Annotated in this window: 18 protein-coding genes; 7 read left to right on the top strand and 11 right to left on the bottom strand. The window is 62.8% G+C overall.

Annotated elements, in window-relative coordinates:
• Positions 1–131 precede the first annotated feature (131 nt).
• Positions 132–491, bottom strand: coding sequence for a hypothetical protein (locus Q0601_RS12270; protein ID WP_305290116.1), 360 nt, complete (start codon positions 489–491; stop codon positions 132–134).
• Positions 492–828: 337 nt separating this feature from the next.
• Between Q0601_RS12270 and Q0601_RS12265 the strand changes: the two genes are divergently transcribed.
• Positions 829–1,263 (top strand): pore-forming ESAT-6 family protein, encoded by a 435-nt coding sequence (locus Q0601_RS12265; RefSeq protein ID WP_305290115.1) that lies wholly within the window; start codon positions 829–831, stop codon positions 1,261–1,263.
• 91 nt (positions 1,264–1,354) lie between these two features.
• On the opposite strand, the gene Q0601_RS12260 is transcribed toward Q0601_RS12265, so the two are convergent.
• From Q0601_RS12260 to cls, 7 genes are all read right to left on the bottom strand, one after another.
• A complete protein-coding gene (locus Q0601_RS12260; protein WP_305290114.1) occupies positions 1,355–2,581 on the bottom strand; it encodes a saccharopine dehydrogenase family protein in 1,227 nt (408 codons plus the stop codon).
• Between the two features lie 38 nt (positions 2,582–2,619).
• The gene (locus Q0601_RS12255; protein ID WP_305290113.1) at positions 2,620–3,720 is read right to left on the bottom strand and encodes a carboxynorspermidine decarboxylase; all 1,101 of its coding nucleotides are present in this window, start codon (positions 3,718–3,720) and stop codon (positions 2,620–2,622) included.
• 98 nt (positions 3,721–3,818) lie between these two features.
• The gene (locus Q0601_RS12250; protein ID WP_305290112.1) at positions 3,819–4,205 is read right to left on the bottom strand and encodes a hypothetical protein; all 387 of its coding nucleotides are present in this window, start codon (positions 4,203–4,205) and stop codon (positions 3,819–3,821) included.
• 8 nt (positions 4,206–4,213) lie between these two features.
• On the bottom strand, positions 4,214–4,999 hold the full coding sequence (locus Q0601_RS12245) for a DUF6478 family protein (RefSeq protein ID WP_305290111.1): 786 nt from the start codon (positions 4,997–4,999) through the stop codon (positions 4,214–4,216).
• Between the two features lie 61 nt (positions 5,000–5,060).
• The gene (locus Q0601_RS12240; RefSeq protein ID WP_305290110.1) at positions 5,061–5,399 is read right to left on the bottom strand and encodes a 4a-hydroxytetrahydrobiopterin dehydratase; all 339 of its coding nucleotides are present in this window, start codon (positions 5,397–5,399) and stop codon (positions 5,061–5,063) included.
• 199 nt (positions 5,400–5,598) lie between these two features.
• A complete protein-coding gene (locus Q0601_RS12235) occupies positions 5,599–6,177 on the bottom strand; it encodes an outer membrane protein (RefSeq protein ID WP_305290109.1) in 579 nt (192 codons plus the stop codon).
• 85 nt (positions 6,178–6,262) lie between these two features.
• On the bottom strand, positions 6,263–7,690 hold the full coding sequence (cls, locus tag Q0601_RS12230) for a cardiolipin synthase (RefSeq protein ID WP_305290108.1): 1,428 nt from the start codon (positions 7,688–7,690) through the stop codon (positions 6,263–6,265).
• A gap of 87 nt (positions 7,691–7,777) precedes the next feature.
• Here cls and accD point away from each other — a divergent pair, with 87 nt between their 5' ends.
• Genes accD through Q0601_RS12215 form a run of 3 tightly spaced genes read left to right on the top strand, consistent with a single transcriptional unit; the run spans position 7,778 to position 10,216 of the window.
• Complete coding sequence (gene accD, locus Q0601_RS12225; RefSeq protein ID WP_305290107.1) at positions 7,778–8,704, top strand: acetyl-CoA carboxylase, carboxyltransferase subunit beta; 927 nt, start codon at positions 7,778–7,780, stop codon at positions 8,702–8,704.
• An 11-nt stretch (positions 8,705–8,715) separates the two neighbouring features.
• On the top strand, positions 8,716–8,958 hold the full coding sequence (locus tag Q0601_RS12220; RefSeq protein ID WP_305290106.1) for a hypothetical protein: 243 nt from the start codon (positions 8,716–8,718) through the stop codon (positions 8,956–8,958).
• Positions 8,945–10,216: a bifunctional folylpolyglutamate synthase/dihydrofolate synthase gene (locus tag Q0601_RS12215; protein ID WP_305290121.1), complete on the top strand. Its 1,272-nt coding sequence runs from the start codon at positions 8,945–8,947 to the stop codon at positions 10,214–10,216. The genes Q0601_RS12220 and Q0601_RS12215 overlap by 14 nt, the downstream gene beginning before the upstream one ends.
• A 39-nt stretch (positions 10,217–10,255) precedes the next feature.
• Here Q0601_RS12215 and Q0601_RS12210 read toward each other — a convergent pair whose 3' ends face one another.
• Complete coding sequence (locus Q0601_RS12210) at positions 10,256–10,996, bottom strand: glucose 1-dehydrogenase (RefSeq protein WP_305290105.1); 741 nt, start codon at positions 10,994–10,996, stop codon at positions 10,256–10,258.
• A 115-nt stretch (positions 10,997–11,111) separates the two neighbouring features.
• Positions 11,112–13,319 (bottom strand): primosomal protein N', encoded by a 2,208-nt coding sequence (locus Q0601_RS12205; RefSeq protein ID WP_305290104.1) that lies wholly within the window; start codon positions 13,317–13,319, stop codon positions 11,112–11,114.
• A gap of 404 nt (positions 13,320–13,723) precedes the next feature.
• Here Q0601_RS12205 and fsa point away from each other — a divergent pair, with 404 nt between their 5' ends.
• From fsa to Q0601_RS12190, 3 genes are read left to right on the top strand one after another with little or no spacing between them, the layout of a single operon-like run.
• Positions 13,724–14,377: a fructose-6-phosphate aldolase gene (gene fsa / locus Q0601_RS12200; protein WP_305290103.1), complete on the top strand. Its 654-nt coding sequence runs from the start codon at positions 13,724–13,726 to the stop codon at positions 14,375–14,377.
• Positions 14,370–15,080 (top strand): DUF484 family protein, encoded by a 711-nt coding sequence (locus Q0601_RS12195; protein ID WP_305290102.1) that lies wholly within the window; start codon positions 14,370–14,372, stop codon positions 15,078–15,080. Before fsa ends, Q0601_RS12195 begins: the two co-directional genes overlap by 8 nt.
• Positions 15,077–16,012, top strand: coding sequence for a tyrosine recombinase XerC (locus tag Q0601_RS12190; RefSeq protein ID WP_305290101.1), 936 nt, complete (start codon positions 15,077–15,079; stop codon positions 16,010–16,012). The genes Q0601_RS12195 and Q0601_RS12190 overlap by 4 nt, the downstream gene beginning before the upstream one ends.
• 206 nt (positions 16,013–16,218) lie before the next feature.
• On the opposite strand, the gene Q0601_RS12185 is transcribed toward Q0601_RS12190, so the two are convergent.
• Positions 16,219–17,310 carry a YeeE/YedE family protein gene (locus tag Q0601_RS12185; protein ID WP_305290100.1) on the bottom strand — a complete coding sequence of 364 codons (1,092 nt, stop codon included), beginning with the start codon at positions 17,308–17,310 and terminating at the stop codon, positions 16,219–16,221.
• Positions 17,311–17,370: the final 60 nt, after the last annotated feature.

Here is a 17,370-nt window from a genome sequence, read left to right as displayed (position 1 = left end):
CCCCCCCCCCCCCCCCCCCCCCCCCCCCCCCCCCCCCCCCCCCCCCCCCCCCCCCCCCCCCCCCCCCCCCCCCCCCCCCCCCCCATCGCGGGACGCAAGTAACCGGCGTTTCCGATACAGCGCGACAGGCTCTAACGTGTCGCGACCAGCTTCTTTCCTTGCGGACGCGTGGGCCGCATGGCGTCCTCGGCGGTGTCGCCGGCAGCCGGTTGCGGGCCGGGATCTGCGCTGTCCGCCAGCCCGGTGACAGAGCCCCCCAGTCTGGCCATGCGTTGCAGGGCATCGGCGCTGCGCCTTGCGGAACCGGCGATGGATATCAGGGCAAGGCTTGCCCCCGCCAGTAATATCAACACCGCCGCGCCCAGAAGCCCGGCAAAGATCGGCATGGGGGGAACACCCTCTGACTGACGGATCAACAGGATCACCGCCACGACCAGAGCCGCAAGACCGGCCAGGAAGACCACAACCACCAGTCGTTGAATCCAGATCATCGCACTTGCTCGCATTATTGCTTTTCCGGCTTTGTCCCACTGTCCTGCGGGTGCCATCAGTCCCCGCATATTTCAAGAAGTCTCGCGCGGTCCGCCGGTCACCTTGTCGTGCGCGACAGGCTTGCCAGATGCCCGGCCCCCCGTCCGGTTCGGGCCTGTCTATGCGCCCGGCAGGCATTTTCTTGCCGACATGAAGGTCGCGAAAATGCCGGAATCGGCGGGACCCCGCGCGCGGCCATTATTGCCGGTCCACGCGGCGAACCAATTCTGTCAGAGGTCGTTATGTCCGAGTGCGCGTCATGAGCCGCGCACCTGCATGACGGAAAAGGAGTTACATATGTTCCGCCAAATTACCCTCGCTCTCGGCGTCACCCTTGCGGCATCCGCGGCGTTCGCACAGGAAACCGGCGAAGCACCGGCAGCGCCGGAAGCGCCGGCGGCAGAAGCGCCCGCGGCAGGCGCAGTAGACCCGGCAGAGGTCTATGAAGCGGCACGCAACCAGTTGGGGATCCTCAAATTCTGCCAGGAGCAGGGTTTCTCTGGGGAAGAAGCGGTCGCGTCGCAAGAGAAAATGATCGCCATGTTGCCCGAGGGCGATGCTGATGCCGGTGCGGCTGCCGAACAGAAAGGTGCCGAAGGTACGGTTTCAGGCGGCGGCGCGGAAATCTCGCTTGAAGAAGCCGCCAGCCAGCAAAGCACAACAGTTGATGCTCAGTGCAAGCAGATCGAAGCGGCGGTGAATCAGGTCGCAGAGCAGCTTCCCGAGGGGTAAGATTGAAGCTTTTCGGCATTTTGGCCGGTTAAAATGATTATGGGCCAGCGGTTTCGCTGGCCCTTTTCATTTACCCGGTCAGGTCACGGGGTTAGATCGGGTGATCGCCTTTGGAATCGATGACCCGCGTCGGCAGACCCATTTCGCCCAGAAGCTCCAGGAACGGACGCGCGGGCAGTTCCTCGACATTCACCATCTTCTTGACGTCCCAGACGCCGCGCGCGATCAGGATCGCTGCCGCGACCGGAGGAACACCCGCCGTATAGCTGATGCCCTGACTGCCGACTTCGTTATAGGCATCCTTGTGATCGGCGACATTGTAGACGAACACCTCGCCCGCCTTGCCGTTCAGACTGCCCTTGACCAGATCGCCAATGCAGGTCTTGCCTTGGTATTCGGGCGCAAGACTGGCCGGGTCCGGCAGAACGGCCTTGACCACTTTCAGCGGCACGACCTCCTGCCCTTCGGCGGTCTTCACCGGATGCTCGGACAGAAGGCCAAGATTTTGCAGCACGGTGAACACGTTGATGTAATGATCGCCGAAACCCATCCAGAAACGCACATCCGCATCCTTGTAGCGGGCCGAGAGGCTGTGCACCTCGTCATGGCCGGACAGATAGGCGGTGCGTTTGCCGACCACGGGCAAATCCCATTCGCGGCCGATCTCGAACATCTTGTTTTCCTGCCATTCGCCACCCTGCCAGGAATAGACGGTGCCGGTAAATTCGCGGAAATTGATCTCGGGATCGAAATTGGTGGCGAACCATTTGCCGTGGCTGCCCGCGTTGATATCCACGATATCGATGGATTCGATCTTGTCGAAATACTCGTCCTCGGCAAAGCGGGCATAGGCATTCACCACGCCCGGATCGAAACCCGCGCCCAGAATCGCCGTGATCCCGGCCTTTGCCACATCCTCGCGCCGTTTCCATTCATAATTCGCATACCAGGGCGGCGTCTCGCAGATCTTGTCGGGTTCTTCGTGAATGGCGGTGTCGATATAGGCCGCGCCCGCACGGATACAGCCTTCCAGCACGGTCATATTGATAAAGGCCGTGCCCACATTGATCACCACGCCCGCATCGATCTTCTTCAACAACGCCTCGACATTGTCGGGATTCAGGGCATCCAGTTCATGACTGGTAAAGGCCATCTCGTGACCCTTTTCACGCAGCGACTCGACGATCTTGTCGGCCTTGGCCTTGGTGCGGTTGGCAATATGCAATTCGCCAAACTCGCCCGCCCATTGCGCAACCTTATGTGCGGTGACCCGAGCGACGCCGCCAGCGCCAATGATAAGGATATTCTTCTTCGCCAATTCTGTCTCCTTCCGGGGGTGGCAGAGGTTGGGTCGCCTTATGACAGGCTGCCTTTATAGTCATCGTAAGTAAAGCGGCGGACCAGCCGCAGCCGTCCATCCTCTTCGCGGATCGCAATAGCGGGCATGGGCACGCCGTTGAACCAGTTTTTCTTGACCATCGTATAGCCCGCCGCATCCGCGATGCTGATCCGGTCGCCGACCTTCAGCGGCTGCGGAAAACGCGCCTCGCCGAAGATGTCGCCCGCAAGGCAGGTCTTGCCCGCGATCTGGTATTCATGCCCGCCGTCCTGCGGCAATTTCGCGGTTTCGCGATAGATCAGCAGATCCAGCATATGCGCCTCTATGCTGCTATCCACGATGGCGACATTCTTGCCGTTGTCGATCAGGTCCAGAACCGAGACTTCAAGCGTGGCCGCGCCGGTGATGCTGGCCTCTCCGGGTTCAAGATAGACCTGCACGCCGAATTTCTGGCTGAATGCCGCCAGACGGTCGGCCAGACGATCTAGCGGATAGCCCTCGCCGGTGAAATGGATCCCGCCCCCAAGGCTGACCCAATCGAGGCGTTGCAGCATATCGCCGAATTCTGTCTCGATCCGGGTCAACTGGTGATCGAACAGATCGAAATCGCCATTCTCGCAATTGTAATGGATCATCACACCGCTGATCCGGTCCAGCGCTGCCTCCAGCCGGGCCGTATCCCATTCGCCCAGCCGTGAAAAAGGCCGGGCGGGGTCGGCCAGATCGAAGCCGCTGGTCGAAAAGCGCGGGTTCAGACGCAAGCCGGTGGTGATGCCTTGGGCGCGATCTGCGAAACGGTCAAGCTGACCCAGCGAATTGAAGATGATCTTGTCGGCGTAACCCAGCGCCTCGTCGATCTCGTGATCCGCCCACGCAACGGAATATGCGTGAGTTTCCTTGCCAAATTCCTCGTGCCCCAGCCGCAGTTCGAACAGCGAGGACGACGTCGTGCCATCCATGAAATCGCGCATGAAGTCGAAAACCGACCATGTCGCGAAACATTTCAACGCCAGCAGCGCCTTGGCACCCGAGCGTTCGCGCAGAAGGGCAATCTTTTCCATATTGCCGCGCAGACGGGCCTTGTCGATCAGGTAATAGGGCGTCTGCAATTCGGACATCTGGCAACCCTTCATGGCGAAAACGGACATCCCGTATAGCCATCACCCCCGCTTTTCGCAAGGAAGCATGACAGACAGGTGACGCAAGGCCGCGCCGTTTATTCGAAGGTCGCGAGCCGGCGGAATTCACGCTTGAGAAGATCAAGCTCGGCACGCATGAGCTTGATTTCGGCCACCAGCTCATGCTCCAGCGGAGCGCCTGCCATCAGATGCAGCCGATCCAGTTGCACCGCATCCGGTTGCGGCGCCTCCGCTTCCTGCCCTCCGTCCGCGATCAGGATCAGGCTATGCGCGCCATCCGACAGGAATGACGCCGGCAATTCGACCGTGACCTGCCAAAGCCCCTCGCCTTCGGCCGCGGACAGATTGGCAAGCGCCACGATCTCGCCCAGATGCACCAACGCGACACGGGCAGGCGCCTGGGCGGCGGTCAGCATCCCGGTCCAGATCCCCGCCTTCAATCCATGATTTTCAAATTGCAACATGGAAACTCCTACATCTCGGCCCGCGGATAACGCGCAAGGGCGATATCGCGAATGGTGACGGCATTCATATATGGTGACGTGAAAATCAGGTCCAGCCAGACCTTCTCGACCGACCTGTCGGACAGATCGGCATAGGCCAGATCATATTCGCCAATGCTGTAATCGCTTGTCGCGCCTTCGGGAATCCGAAGTTCGCGCAGCACCTGTTCGGTATTCGGCCCCTGCACAAGATTCAGCCGGCCATAAACGGTCAGCGGAGTCTCGGTCCGGAAAGCCGCCTCAAGCTGGATGACATGGCTTTTGCCAAGCCCGTCCAGAATATCGGCGGGCAGATCCAGCGACAGGGACAGATAGCTGCCGGTGAATGCCATTACCTCAAGCCGCAGCCCGAATGGCGCGTTATCCCCGGCATCCCGGTTCTGCAATTGCCGCAGGATCAATGCCCGATGTTCGCAATCATGCCAGACTGCGATCTCATCGGCCAGTTTCTGTCCGGCCCCCGGCGCCGCTATTCCGGCGGGAATGACCGGGCCGCACATAATCCCCGGCCGCCATGCCCAGTCGGTGCCCGGCCGGGACACGACCCGGCCCAGCCCCTGACGGGCGCGAATCGCCCGAGGGTCCGAAAGCTGCAGAAACGTGCCAACCTCACGATACAGTTTGACTGCCTCTTCGCGCAGGCTGCGCACGGGCGGACGCCCCCCGTTACGCAATGATTCTGACAATACAGACCATTTCTGCGCGGCCTTTTCACGGACAGGAGGAGCCAACCAGGCCTTCAATCCGAATGCCATCTTAAATATCCCCGATAAAAACTAATCCGGGCATAAACCGACACGCATCCGGGAACAAGCATCAGGCGACCAATGCGTTAAGTCTCGCGGCGCAAATCAGGTCGTTTTCGGTCACTCCGCCTGAATCATGGGTCGTAAAGGCGACCTCGCAATACCCCCAGCCAAAGGAAATATCGGGATGGTGACCCTGCTTGTTGCCAAGCCATGCCGCCAGATTGGCCATCTCGACGGCTTTGGCGAATCCCTTGAATTCGAACCGCCGGGAAATGGTGGTCCCGTCCTCCGACAGGGTCCAGCCGGTCAGATCGGCAAGCTCTTGCCGGATCTCATCGCGGGCCATGGGCGAAACCCCGCCCCGGCAGGGTTCGCAGCTTCGGTTTGCCCAATCCGCATTGGTCATTTGTCCAACCTGTCTGTCCATATAACGAGTTCAACATGACTCAGGTAATACTGAACCCGCTGGCAGCAAGATGCAAATGCTTGTGACGGAAGCACTAACCGGAAGATCAACACATCGAAATACTGAACCTCAAACTCGCGACTTTCGACGGCATAGCTCCACGACCGTCATGCGAAAAGCCGCGCAAGCCTTGCCTGGCCTAGAAATGAAGTGAACCGCGAAACTGTATCAGGTCCAGATCAACATCTAGGCTGTCTGGATAACCACCGCTGACATCAAACGACTGGTGGGTGAATTCCGTACCAACGGTAAACTCTTCAGACACTTTGAATTCCACGCCGAGTCCGTAGGTGAAATCGGTTTCCGAGAGGCCAGGGTCGTCGGAAAGGTGAGCGACGCCCGCATTCAGGTAAGGTAAGAAGCGATTCCAGCCGTATCCAATGCGACCGCGCAGACGCCAAAGGTCCGCAGTACCATCGAAATCATCAAACTGGACGGCGTTGTAATCAAACTCGCCACCGACGACAAACCCTCCAAGCTCACGCAAATAACCGGCGTGAAGGCCATAACCGTCGAAGTCCTCATTTTCCGACCGACCTTCCTCACTGATTTCAGCTTCGCCCTTCCCGAATTGCAATCCTGCATATCCTCCGGTCCAGTCTGTACCGGTTTTAGCGAAAGCGACATCGATAAGTTCGAAACTGGCGGGCTTCTCGCTGCCCGCGCTTGCGGCAGAGGCGACTAAAGAAATTACAATAGCTGTGGCAACGGGTCTCATCGGGATCTCCTGTATATTCTGCCACCGTTATGACCCCAAGAGCTTAATAATCCGTGTATTTCTGATATCGTCGCGGCAAACACCGCTACAGAAGCGGCGATGCCAGCGCGAGAAGGTTGTTGCGCAGCCGCCTGAGCCAGCTCCAGTTCCGCACCTCGTCCAGCGAAATCTCGCGCGATCGCTCGACATAGCTTTGCTGCCTCTGGTCCAGCCCGGCGACGAAATCCGCATCGAACAGCGCCATGTTAACCTCGTAATTCAGCTCGAAGCTGCGCCGGTCCAGATTCGCGCTGCCGATCATGGTCATGCGCCCGTCCACCGTCAGGATCTTCGCATGCAACAAGCCGGGCTGGAACAGAAAAATTCTGACCCCGGCGGCCAGCAACCCGTAATAGAACCCCTGGCTTGTCGATCCGACAACCAGCGAATCGTTCCGGGCGGGCAGGATCATGGTCACCTTGACGCCGCGCCGGGCCGCCGCCCTGATCGCGGTGTCCAAAGCCGTATCAGGCACATAATAGGGCGTGGTGATCGTCACCCGCTCGCGCGCGGCATGGATCATCGCGGACAGGCAGTCCGACACGCTGCCTTCACGCAAATCCGGCCCCGTCGCCACGACCTGCGCGATCATGCCGGGCTCCGCCACGCCGTCCACAAGCTTCAGCATATCGCCCAGATCGCGGCCCGTATAACTCATCCAGTCACCCAGGAAAACCGCCTGCAATTGCCGCACGACAGGGCCTTCGACCGAGACCAGGATATCGATCCAGGGCGCGAAACGCGGCTTGACCGCAAATGCCATGTCCGAGCAGTTCCGGCTGCCGGTAAAGGCGATCCGGTTATCCACCACCACGATCTTGCGGTGATTGCGCAAATCCACCCGCTGGAACAGAAAGCTGATGAATGGAAGCCCCCAGGGAAAGGCGGTCACGCATTCGGCGCCCGCATCCTTCATCTGCTGCCACAGTTCCGAGCGCACCAGCCCGCGCGAGCCAAGGGCATCCACGATCACCCGGCATTCGACCCCGCGCGATTCGGCGCGGATAATCGCCTCGGCAATCTTCCGGCCGCTGGGATCGGGCAGCCAGATATAGAACAACACATGGACGTGATCCCGCGCACCGTCGATGGCATCGACCATCGAATCGATCGCGGCATCCGATTCCTCCAGCAGGCGCAACCGGTTCCCGGTCACCGCCGGCATCCCGCCCACCGCAGCATTGGCGGCGATCACCGGCCGGGCGAAATTCGGAGGCTCGCTCAGAACCCGGCTGCTGGGCAGGCGCAAACCGGTCAGCCGGTCGCGCACATCCGCCATACGCTGCACCTCGGCCCGGTTCATCCGCACTTCACCGAACAGCAGATAGGCGATGATTCCAAGCAGCGGCAGCGCCTCGATCACCATGATCCAGGCAAGTCGCGCCGAAGGGTCCAGCCGCGGTCTCAGCAACACGCGGACAATCAGTGCCACGGCAATCAATGCATGAACGAATACCAGGATCGAAGCCCACATTGCGCCATCTAGCCCCGGCCATGCGGGAATTGCAATTCCCGTCCTTCCCCCCTAATTGGAACGGGGAAACAGCAAAGGCCGCACGCAATGAACTGGATCACCAATTACGTCCGCCCGCGCATCAACTCGCTGTTCTCGCGCCGCGATGTGCCCGAGAACCTGTGGACCAAATGCCCCGAATGCGGAACCATGCTGTTCCATCGGGAATTGTCGGATAACCTGAACGTCTGCACCAATTGCGACCATCATCTGGCGATCACGCCGCGCGAACGCTTTGCCACGCTGTTCGACGGCGGCCTGTTCAGCGAGGTGAAAGTGCCCGAGCCGCTGGCCGATCCGTTGCAGTTCCGCGACCAGAAGAAATATCCCGACCGGATGAAGGCCGCACAGAAATCCACCGGCGAAAAAGAGGCGATGCTGGTCGCCGAAGGCGAGATGGGCCGCACGCCCGTTATCCTTGCCGCGCAGGATTTCAGCTTCATGGCCGGCTCGATGGGCATGTATGTCGGCAATGCGATCGTCGCCGCGGCCGAGCGTGCGGTGGCTCTCCGGCGCCCGCTGGTGCTGTTCTCCGCCGCCGGCGGCGCCCGCATGCAGGAAGGCATTCTCAGCCTCATGCAGATGCCCCGTACCACCGTCGCCATCGAGATGCTGAAAGAGGCCGGTCTTCCCTATATCGTCGTCCTGACCCACCCGACGACCGGCGGCGTCACCGCCAGCTATGCCATGCTGGGCGATATCCAAATCTCGGAACCCGGCGCATTGATCTGCTTTGCCGGCCCCCGTGTCATCGAGCAGACCATCCGCGAAAAACTGCCCGAAGGTTTCCAGCGCGCCGAATATCTGCTGGAACATGGCATGCTCGACCGGGTGACGCATCGCAAGCAGCTGCGCGACGAACTGATCTCGGTGCTGCGCATGCTGGGCGGCCTGCCTGCCCCGACCCGCGCCGACCTGCCTCCTCCGGAACCTGCTGCCGAAATCGCAACGGCCGAGGAAAAACCGGCATCCTGACGTCTTCTTCTTTGTCCAAATACCTCGGGGGTGGGGGGGGGGCCCCCCCCCCCACTGCGGGCGCTGACGCCAGGCGCCCCCAACCGAAACCCCCCACAACCGGCGCCCCCCCCCCCCCCCCCCCCCCCCCCCCCCCCCCCCCCCAACGCCCCCACCCCCACCCCCCCCCCCCCCACCGGCGCCCCCCCCCCCCCCCCCCCCCCCCCCCCCCCCCCCCCCCCCCCCCCCCGCTTGTGCAGCATGAGCCATTCTGACACCATTCTCGACCGCCTCATGTCGCTGCACCCCAAGGTCATCGACCTGTCGCTGGACCGGATGCACCGCATCCTCGCCGCGCTTGGCAATCCCGAGCGCCGAATCCCTCCGGTGATCCATATCGCCGGAACCAATGGCAAGGGCTCCACCCTCGCCATGATCCGCGCCGGGCTGGAGGCTGGCGGCGCGTCTGTCCATGTCTATACCTCGCCGCATCTGGCGCGTTTTCACGAGCGTATCCGGCTTGCTGGCAAGCTGATCGCCGAACCCGATCTCGCCGCCGCGCTGGAGGAATGCGAAACCGCGAATGGCGGTCAGCCGATCACCTTTTTCGAGATCACCACGGCCGCCGCCTTCCTCGCCTTCTCACGCGTTCCCGCCGACTATACCCTGCTGGAAGTCGGCCTTGGCGGCAGGCTGGACGCCACCAATGTGATCCCCGACCCGCGCCTGACGATCATTACTCCTGTCAGTATCGACCATACCCAATATCTGGGTGAAACGCTGGCCGAGATCGCGGGCGAGAAAGCGGGCATCATCAAGCCGCGCACACCCTGCATCGTCGGCCCGCAGCAGGAAGAAGCCCTGCGCGTGATCGAGGCCCGCGCGTCCGGCATGACGGCGCCGCTGTCGATCCATGGTCAGCAATGGCAGGTCGCAGCCGACCGCGGGGGAATCGTCTTTCAGGACGATCACGGATTATGGGATCTGCCCCGCCCCAATCTGATCGGCGATCACCAGATACAGAATGCCGGCAGCGCACTTGCTGCCCTGCGCGAATTGGGTGCGGACGAGACGCAGGCCCGCGCCGCCATGACCGGCGCGGAATGGCCCGCCCGGATGCAGCGCCTGAGCCACGGCCCGCTGGTCGAGGCCGCCGGTCCGCAGGCGGAACTCTGGCTGGATGGCGGCCATAACCCGGCGGGCGGAGATGCGCTTGCGGCTGTGCTTTCCGGCCTGCCCTCCCGTCCGACGCATCTGGTCTGCGGAATGCTGAACACCAAGGATATCACCGGCTATCTGCGCCCGCTTGCCACCCATGCCGAAAGCCTGACAGCCATCGGCATCGAAGGCGAGGTCAACACCCTGCCCGCCGAAGCGACAGCCGGTTTCGCGCGCGAGGCGGGCATGACGGCGCATATCGCCGAAAGCCCGATGCAGGCGGTCACCCGGATCGTCGCATCCTGTCCTCAGGCCCGGATCCTGATATGCGGTTCGCTTTATCTGGCCGGCAGGATATTGCGCGAAAACGGGTAACCGCCCCTTCCCATCAGTCCGGGCTCAACCGGCCGGGCTTCAGATACAGCGCCCGCCATCGACCTCCATCGCGACCCCGGTGATCATCGACGCCTCATCCGAGGCAAGGAAACAGGCGGCATTACCCAGATCCTCGGGCGTGGAAAAGCGCCCGATCGGAATGGTCGACAGGAATTTCGCCCGCATTTCCGGGGTATCCTCGCCCATGAAACTTTTCAGCAGCGGTGTTTCTCCGGCAACCGGATTAAGTGCGTTCACCCGGATGCCGAACGGCGCAAGCTCGATCGCCATGGCTCTGGTCGCGGTGATCAGCCAGCCTTTCGAAGCGTTGTACCAATTCAGCCTTGGACGCGGCGAAACCCCGGCGGTCGAGGCGATATTGACGATATTGCCCTGCCCGGCCCGTTTCATGATAGGCACGATCTCGCGCGCCAGCAGATAGACCGACTTGCAATTGACCGACAGAACGCGGTCGAAATCCGCCTCACTGACATCTTCCAGCAGGCTGGGCAAATGGGTCACGCCGGCATTGTTCACCAGAATGTCGATCCCGCCCAACCTGTCCTCTGCGGTCCCGACCAGTTCCGCCACGCCGGCGCCGTCCGCGATATCGGCGGCCACTGCGATGCCCCCGATCTCATCCGCGATCCGCCCGGCGGCGTCGGAGTTGATATCCGCAACCACGACCTTCGCGCCTTCGGCCGCGAATTTCCGGGCGATCCCCGCGCCGAAACCCGAACCGCCCCCGGTCACGATCGCCCTTTTATCGGCCAGCCTCATAATCCCTTCTCCCATGTTGTGACGGATCAATGTCAATTCGGCGCGAAGGGCTGTCAAGCGGCCGGCCGGGAAAGGGGCCTGCTGCCACCGCCGTTCCGGCAACACGGGTGCGGCACTACAGAAAGCTTTGCGGATCGATATCGACGGACAGCCGTAAATTGGCCGGGGGCTTATGCGGAGCCAGCCAGTCGGCTATCGCGTTTTGCAACTGCGCCTGACGCGGCGCGTGGATCAGCATCCGCATCCGGTGCCGCCCCCGGATCAGGGCAATGGGGGCGGGCGCGGGTCCCCACAGTTCGGCCCCGGCCTCACGCAGGGGTTCGGCATGTGCGGCCAGATGGCGGGCAAAAGCTGCGACGGTCTCCAGATCGGGATGCGACAGGATGATCCCCGCCAATCGCCCGAAAGGCGGCATCCCCATCGCCTGCCGCCCCTCGGCTTCGGCATTCCAGAACGCCTCGTCCTCGCCCGACAGGATCGCGCGGATTACCGGATGATCGGGCTGATGGGTCTGTAGCATGGCCACGCCCGGCTCGGCCCCCTTTTGCCGCCCGGCCCGGCCCGCCACCTGCCGCATCAGTTGAAACGACCGCTCCGCCGCCCGCAGATCGGCCCCTTGCAGGCCAAGATCCGCGTCAATCACCCCGACCAGTGTCAGACGCGGGAAATTATGCCCCTTGGCGACGATCTGCGTCCCGATGATGATATCGGTATCGCCTTCGGAAATCTCGGCAATGGTTTCTTTCAGCACCCGCGCCGAATGAAACAGATCCGAAGACAGCACTGTCGCCTTGGCCTGTGGGAACAGCGTGGCCACTTCCTCGGCGATCCGCTCGACCCCCGGACCGACGGGCGCCAGCTTGCCCTCGACCCCGCAGGACGGGCAGGCTGTCGGAATGGGCTTTGTCTCGCCGCATTGATGGCAGACGAGCCGGTTCTGAAACCTGTGTTCCACCATTCGCGCGTCGCATTGGTGACAGCCGATCTGCTCGCCGCAGGCCCGGCAGACGGTGACCGGTGCAAACCCCCTGCGGTTCAGGAACAGAAGCGATTGCTGGCCTTTCTCGATCCGCGCCGAAACCGCCGCCGCCAGCCGGGGTGAGATCCAGCGGCCCGTGGGCATATCTTCGGCCCGCAGATCCACGGCCACCATATCGGGCAGTTCCGCCTCACCGTAACGCGCCCGCAGATCGAGGCGGCGATATTTTCCGCTGCCCGCATTCACCCAGCTTTCAAGACTGGGCGTCGCCGAGGCCAGCACCACCTGAGCGCCGCAAATCGAGGCCCGCAGCACCGCCATGTCGCGGGCGTTGTAATAGACGACATCTTCCTGTTTATAGCTGTTGTCATGTTCCTCATCGACCACGATCAGCCCCAGATCGCGGAACGGCAGGAACAGCGCCGAGCGCGCGCCGACGACCAATCCGACATCGCCGCGCCCCGCCATATGCCACAGGCGGCGGCGCTCTGTGCGGGTGATACCACTATGCCATTCACCGGGGCGAGCGCCGAAACGCGCCTCGACCCGTTCGAGGAACTCGGCCGAAAGGGCGATTTCGGGCAGCAGGACAAGCGCCTGCCGGCCCTGCGCCAGACATTCGGCGACGGCTTCCAGATAGACCTCGGTCTTGCCTGAACCGGTGACGCCGCGCAGCAATGTCGTGCCGTAACCGCCCTTTCCGATCTCCGCCCGCAGCGTATCGGCCGCGGATTGCTGATCGGCGGCAAGCGGCTTTCCGGGCAATGCGGGATCAAGCCGCGGATAGGGCGTATCGCGCGGCGCTTCGATCTCGGCCAGCGTTCCCTGAGCGACCAGTCCCTTCACGACTGACCTCCCCACACCGGCAAGCTGCGCCAGTTCCGATGGTGCGAAACTTGCGCCGCCATGATCGGCGATGACCCGAAGAACCTGAGACCGCGCCTCGGTCATCCGCGCAGGGGGATCACCCGCCGGCACGATCACCCGCCGCGCGGCGGGCGGCTGTTCCAGATCGGGCGCGCGCGTCGCCATGCGCAGCATTAAGGGCGGCAGGGTCAGCGTGTAATCGGCCGCGCGGGTCAGGAAATCGATGAAATCGGGCGGGAAGGGCTCGGCCTCGATCACCCGCCCGACAGGGCGCAGCTTGGCAAGCTCGAAATCGCCCCTGCCCTCGCCCCAGACCATCCCCAGCACCCGACGCGGGCCCAGCGGCACCTGCACCAATTGCCCCTGCCGCACACCGCCTTCGGGCGCGAGATAGTCAAGCACCCCCACAGGCTCGGTCGTCAGCACCGCAATGCGGCTGCGTTCGGGGAAGTATTCGGATGCGCTTTTGTGGATCATGTCGGGGCATTTCGATGCACAGGCCGATCAGAGCCGCGCAGCGCCCGTCCGCCGGGTGGGCGTCCCTTGGGTTGCGGTTCGCGTTTTATGGTGAAACCCCGAGCAAAGCACGATCCGCAGGTTAACGTCGCCAAAGCGCCCATCCGATGGGGCGGACGGGCGCTGCGCGGCGGCCCGCCGGGCCTTGATTCCGCGCGGGGATCATAGCTGTGATGATCGGATCTATTCGTTACATATTTCGTCAAATTTCCGAACAATCTCTTCCCGGCTCTTCCCAAAAACACCCATCTATAAACCCGACCCTTCGGTGCAGTTGCAAGAGCTTGTGAAAATCCTTGTCCCTCTTTCGGTCGGAACCCATGTGGAGTATGACGACAATCGAACCACATGAACGGAGCCGGGCCATGAAATTCTTTGTCGATACAGCAGATGTTTCCGCTATCAGGGAACTCAACGAACTGGGCATGGTGGATGGTGTGACAACCAACCCCTCGCTGATTCTGAAGGCCGGACGCGACATCACCGAGGTCACCCGCGAAATCTGCGAGATGGTGGATGGACCGGTCAGTGCCGAAGTCGTCGCCGAAAAGGCCGATGACATGATCCGCGAAGGCAAGACGCTGGCGAAGATCGCCGACAATATCACCGTGAAAGTGCCGCTGACCTGGGACGGGCTTAAAGCCTGCCGCGCGCTGTCGGATGACGGGCATATGGTCAATGTGACGCTGTGCTTTTCGCCCGCGCAGGCGATTCTGGCGGCCAAGGCCGGCGCGACCTTCATCAGCCCCTTCATCGGGCGGCTGGACGATATCCATCTGGACGGGGTCGATCTGATCGAGGATATTCGCACCATCTACGACAATTACGGATATGAGACGCAGATCCTTGCCGCCTCGATCCGCTCGGTCAATCATATCATCGAAGTCGGCAAGATCGGCACCGATGTCATCACCGCGCCGCCCAATGTCATCAAGTCGATGGCTACGCATATCCTGACCGACAAGGGTCTGGCGCAATTCACCGCCGACTGGGCCAAGACCGGTCAGAAGATTGGCTGATCGCGGCGAGAACCCGGATATGCCGCCGGAACTCGATCAGGATATCCGCGACAAGCTTTTGGCCAATCCCGGCGCGATTCTGGCCGATCGCGATCTCATGCGGGCGCTGGTCGACGCGCGAGAAGCCGAGATCGGCGAGAATGTGATCGACATTCGCGGCCGCGCGATGGAGGCGCTTGAACACCGCCTCGACCGGCTGGAGGCGCAGCATGAGAACGTGATCGCCACAGCCTATGACAACCAGTCCAGCACCGCCGTCATTCACCGCGCGGTGATCGGCCTGCTGGAAACCGCCGATCTGACCGGTTTCGTGGACAGTCTGCAATCCGCGATCGCACCGCTTCTGCGCATCGAGACGCTGCGGCTGGTTATCGAGGAAAGTCCGGCGGTTCCCGGCCTGCCCGAGGATGTGGTGCTTGCGCCGAAAGGCGGCATCGCCCGGATCGTCGCGGCTGGCAGCCGGACGCCCCGGGGCGACGATATCGTCCTGCGCCCGTCCGAGCCTGTGACCCAGCCGATCCATGCCCGCAAGATCGCATCCGAGGCGTTGTTGCCATTCGACCTTGGCGCGGATCTTCCCCGCGCGATGCTGGTCATGGGCAGCGCGGATGCCGCGCGCTTCATGCCTGCGCATGGCACCGATCTGTTGCGTTTCTTCGGGCAGATTTTCCGGCTGGTCCTGCTGATGCGGCTAAGGTCATGACCGGGTCCGGCCCGCTTGCCCTTGCACCGGCCATGTCGGATGCACTGGCCCGCTGGCTGGACACCGAAAGCGCGACGCGGGGGCGCGCGGCCCATACGATCAACGCCTATCGCACCGATCTTCTGGCATTTCTTGCTTTCCTCGGCGCGCATCACGGCGAGGCGGCGACCCCGAAATCGCTAGCCTCGCTGCGGCAGGCCGATATGCGTGCCTTTGCCGCATCGGAACGCGCGCGCGGATATGGGGCGCGATCTCTGGCACGCAGGCAATCGGCGGTGCGCAGCTTCCTGCGCTGGATATCGGACCGCGAAGGTTTCGACCTGTCCGCCGCCCTGTCCAGCCGCAGCCCGAAATATGCCCGCTCGCTGCCCCGCCCGTTATCGCCCGAACAGGCGCAGGACGCGCTTGACATGGTCGCGGCCGGTCATGACACGCCCTGGGTCGCGGCGCGCGACATGGCGGTGATGACCCTGCTCTGGGGCTGCGGGCTGCGCATTTCCGAAGCGCTTGGGCTGGATGGCCGCGAATGGCCCTTTCGCGACGCCCTGACCATCACCGGCAAGGGCGGGAAAGAGCGTCGCGTGCCGGTACTGCCGGTAGCAAGCGACGCCGTGGCCGAGTATCTGCGCCTCTGCCCCTGGCGCCTCGCACCGGATGAGCCACTGTTCCGTGGCGTGCGCGGCGGCAGGCTCGGCCCCGATGTCGTCGCCGCCTCGCTGCGCCGCGCCCGCGCCGCGCTGGGCCTGCCTCCGACCGCCACCCCCCACGCATTACGCCATTCCTTCGCCACCCATCTTCTGGCCGCCGGGGGCGATCTGCGCAGTATTCAGGAATTGCTGGGTCATGCCAATCTCTCCACCACACAGGTCTATACCGGAGTGGACGACGCCCATCTGATGGCGGTCTATCGCTCTGCGCATCCCCGGAAATAGCCGAAGCCGCCGCGCCAGATCCATGCGGCCCGCAAACGCTTTCGTCGACCGGGTTTTCATCCCGCTCTTTTCCGTCAGATATAGCAGGACGACTGTAATCCGATCATACCCGCCAGCAGCTCCACATCTTCTTCTTTGTCCAAATACCTTGCAGGGGGTCCGGGGGATGCAAAATCCCCCGGCCATCGCGGGACACAAGGGATGCGTTACCGCTGCACCCGCACCGGCTCATGCGCAGCTGCCGCCTTGTGATCCACGATCCGATCCGCGACCCAGGCACCGATGAAAAAGCAAAAGGTCGCCAGCATCAAAGGTCCGACAAAGATCGAGACCCCGGTCACCCCTGCCCCGATGGCGCAGCCCCCGGCCAGCACGCCACCGAATCCCATCAATGCCCCGCCAGTAAGGGATCGCAGCATCTGGGACACGCTGTGATAGCCTTCCAGCCGCAATTCACCGCCCACAAGCGCGCCCAGAAACGCACCAAGGAAAACGCCGGGAATCAGGCCAAGGCTGAAATCGAGGGCGAATTGCGCCGTCATCAGCGACATCACGACAGTGGCGGACGGCGCGGCGAATGTGGCCGAGACCACGCCCAGCGGCTCGAACGAGACCTGCGATTGCGCATAGGTCAGCACCCATCCGACGCTCACCGCCGCACCGGCGATCAGGGCGAAGATGCCCGCTTTCCAGCCGGTCCCCGCCCGCGCCGCCAGCCCGAATGCGGCAAGCAGGACCGCCCCGCCGATCACCATGCCCGGCACCGGACCGCCGCCGAAATGGGCCAGCAGATCCATATTCCGCCCGCCCTCGGTCATCGCCAGACCGTTCACGACCCTCCGGACCGGGGCAAGGAAGCCTCCGATAGTGAATTGGGCGACAAGGGCAAAGACCAGACCGGCCATCACGCAGCGCAGATTGCCGCTGCCCGCCAGCACCAGAAGCCTGCCCGAGCAGCCGCGCGCCAGCACCATTCCCACGCCAAAGATCAGCCCGCCGATCACCGCGCCCGACCAGCTTCCGGCGAAATTCATCAATTGCGCGGTATCGGTATCGAACAGCCCCGCCATCCGCGCCGCCTGTGCCGACAGCACCGCCGCGCCCACCGCCATCAGCCAGATCGCCATGCGCGGGCCGGGGCGTCCCCGCGCGAGTTCGACCGCCGCCGAGCGCAGGCAGAAAGCCGAACGTTGCGCCGCGAAACCGAAAAGCCCGCCTGTCAGAATGCCGATCAGCAACGCCGTATTCAGATCGCCCAGCCGTTCGGAAAGGGCGGTCAGCAATGTCAGCAGATCCATGGCGGGCTCCTTTCGCTTTCGGGCGGCTGTTTAATGACGTTTCGCTCGGGCAACTGCAAG

This window comes from Paracoccus wurundjeri (assembly GCF_030678915.1).
Classification (GTDB): Bacteria; Pseudomonadota; Alphaproteobacteria; order Rhodobacterales; family Rhodobacteraceae; genus Paracoccus; species Paracoccus onubensis_A.
The sequence above is the reverse complement of the archived record's forward strand: the minus strand, read 5'-3'. Positions and strand labels throughout refer to the sequence as shown.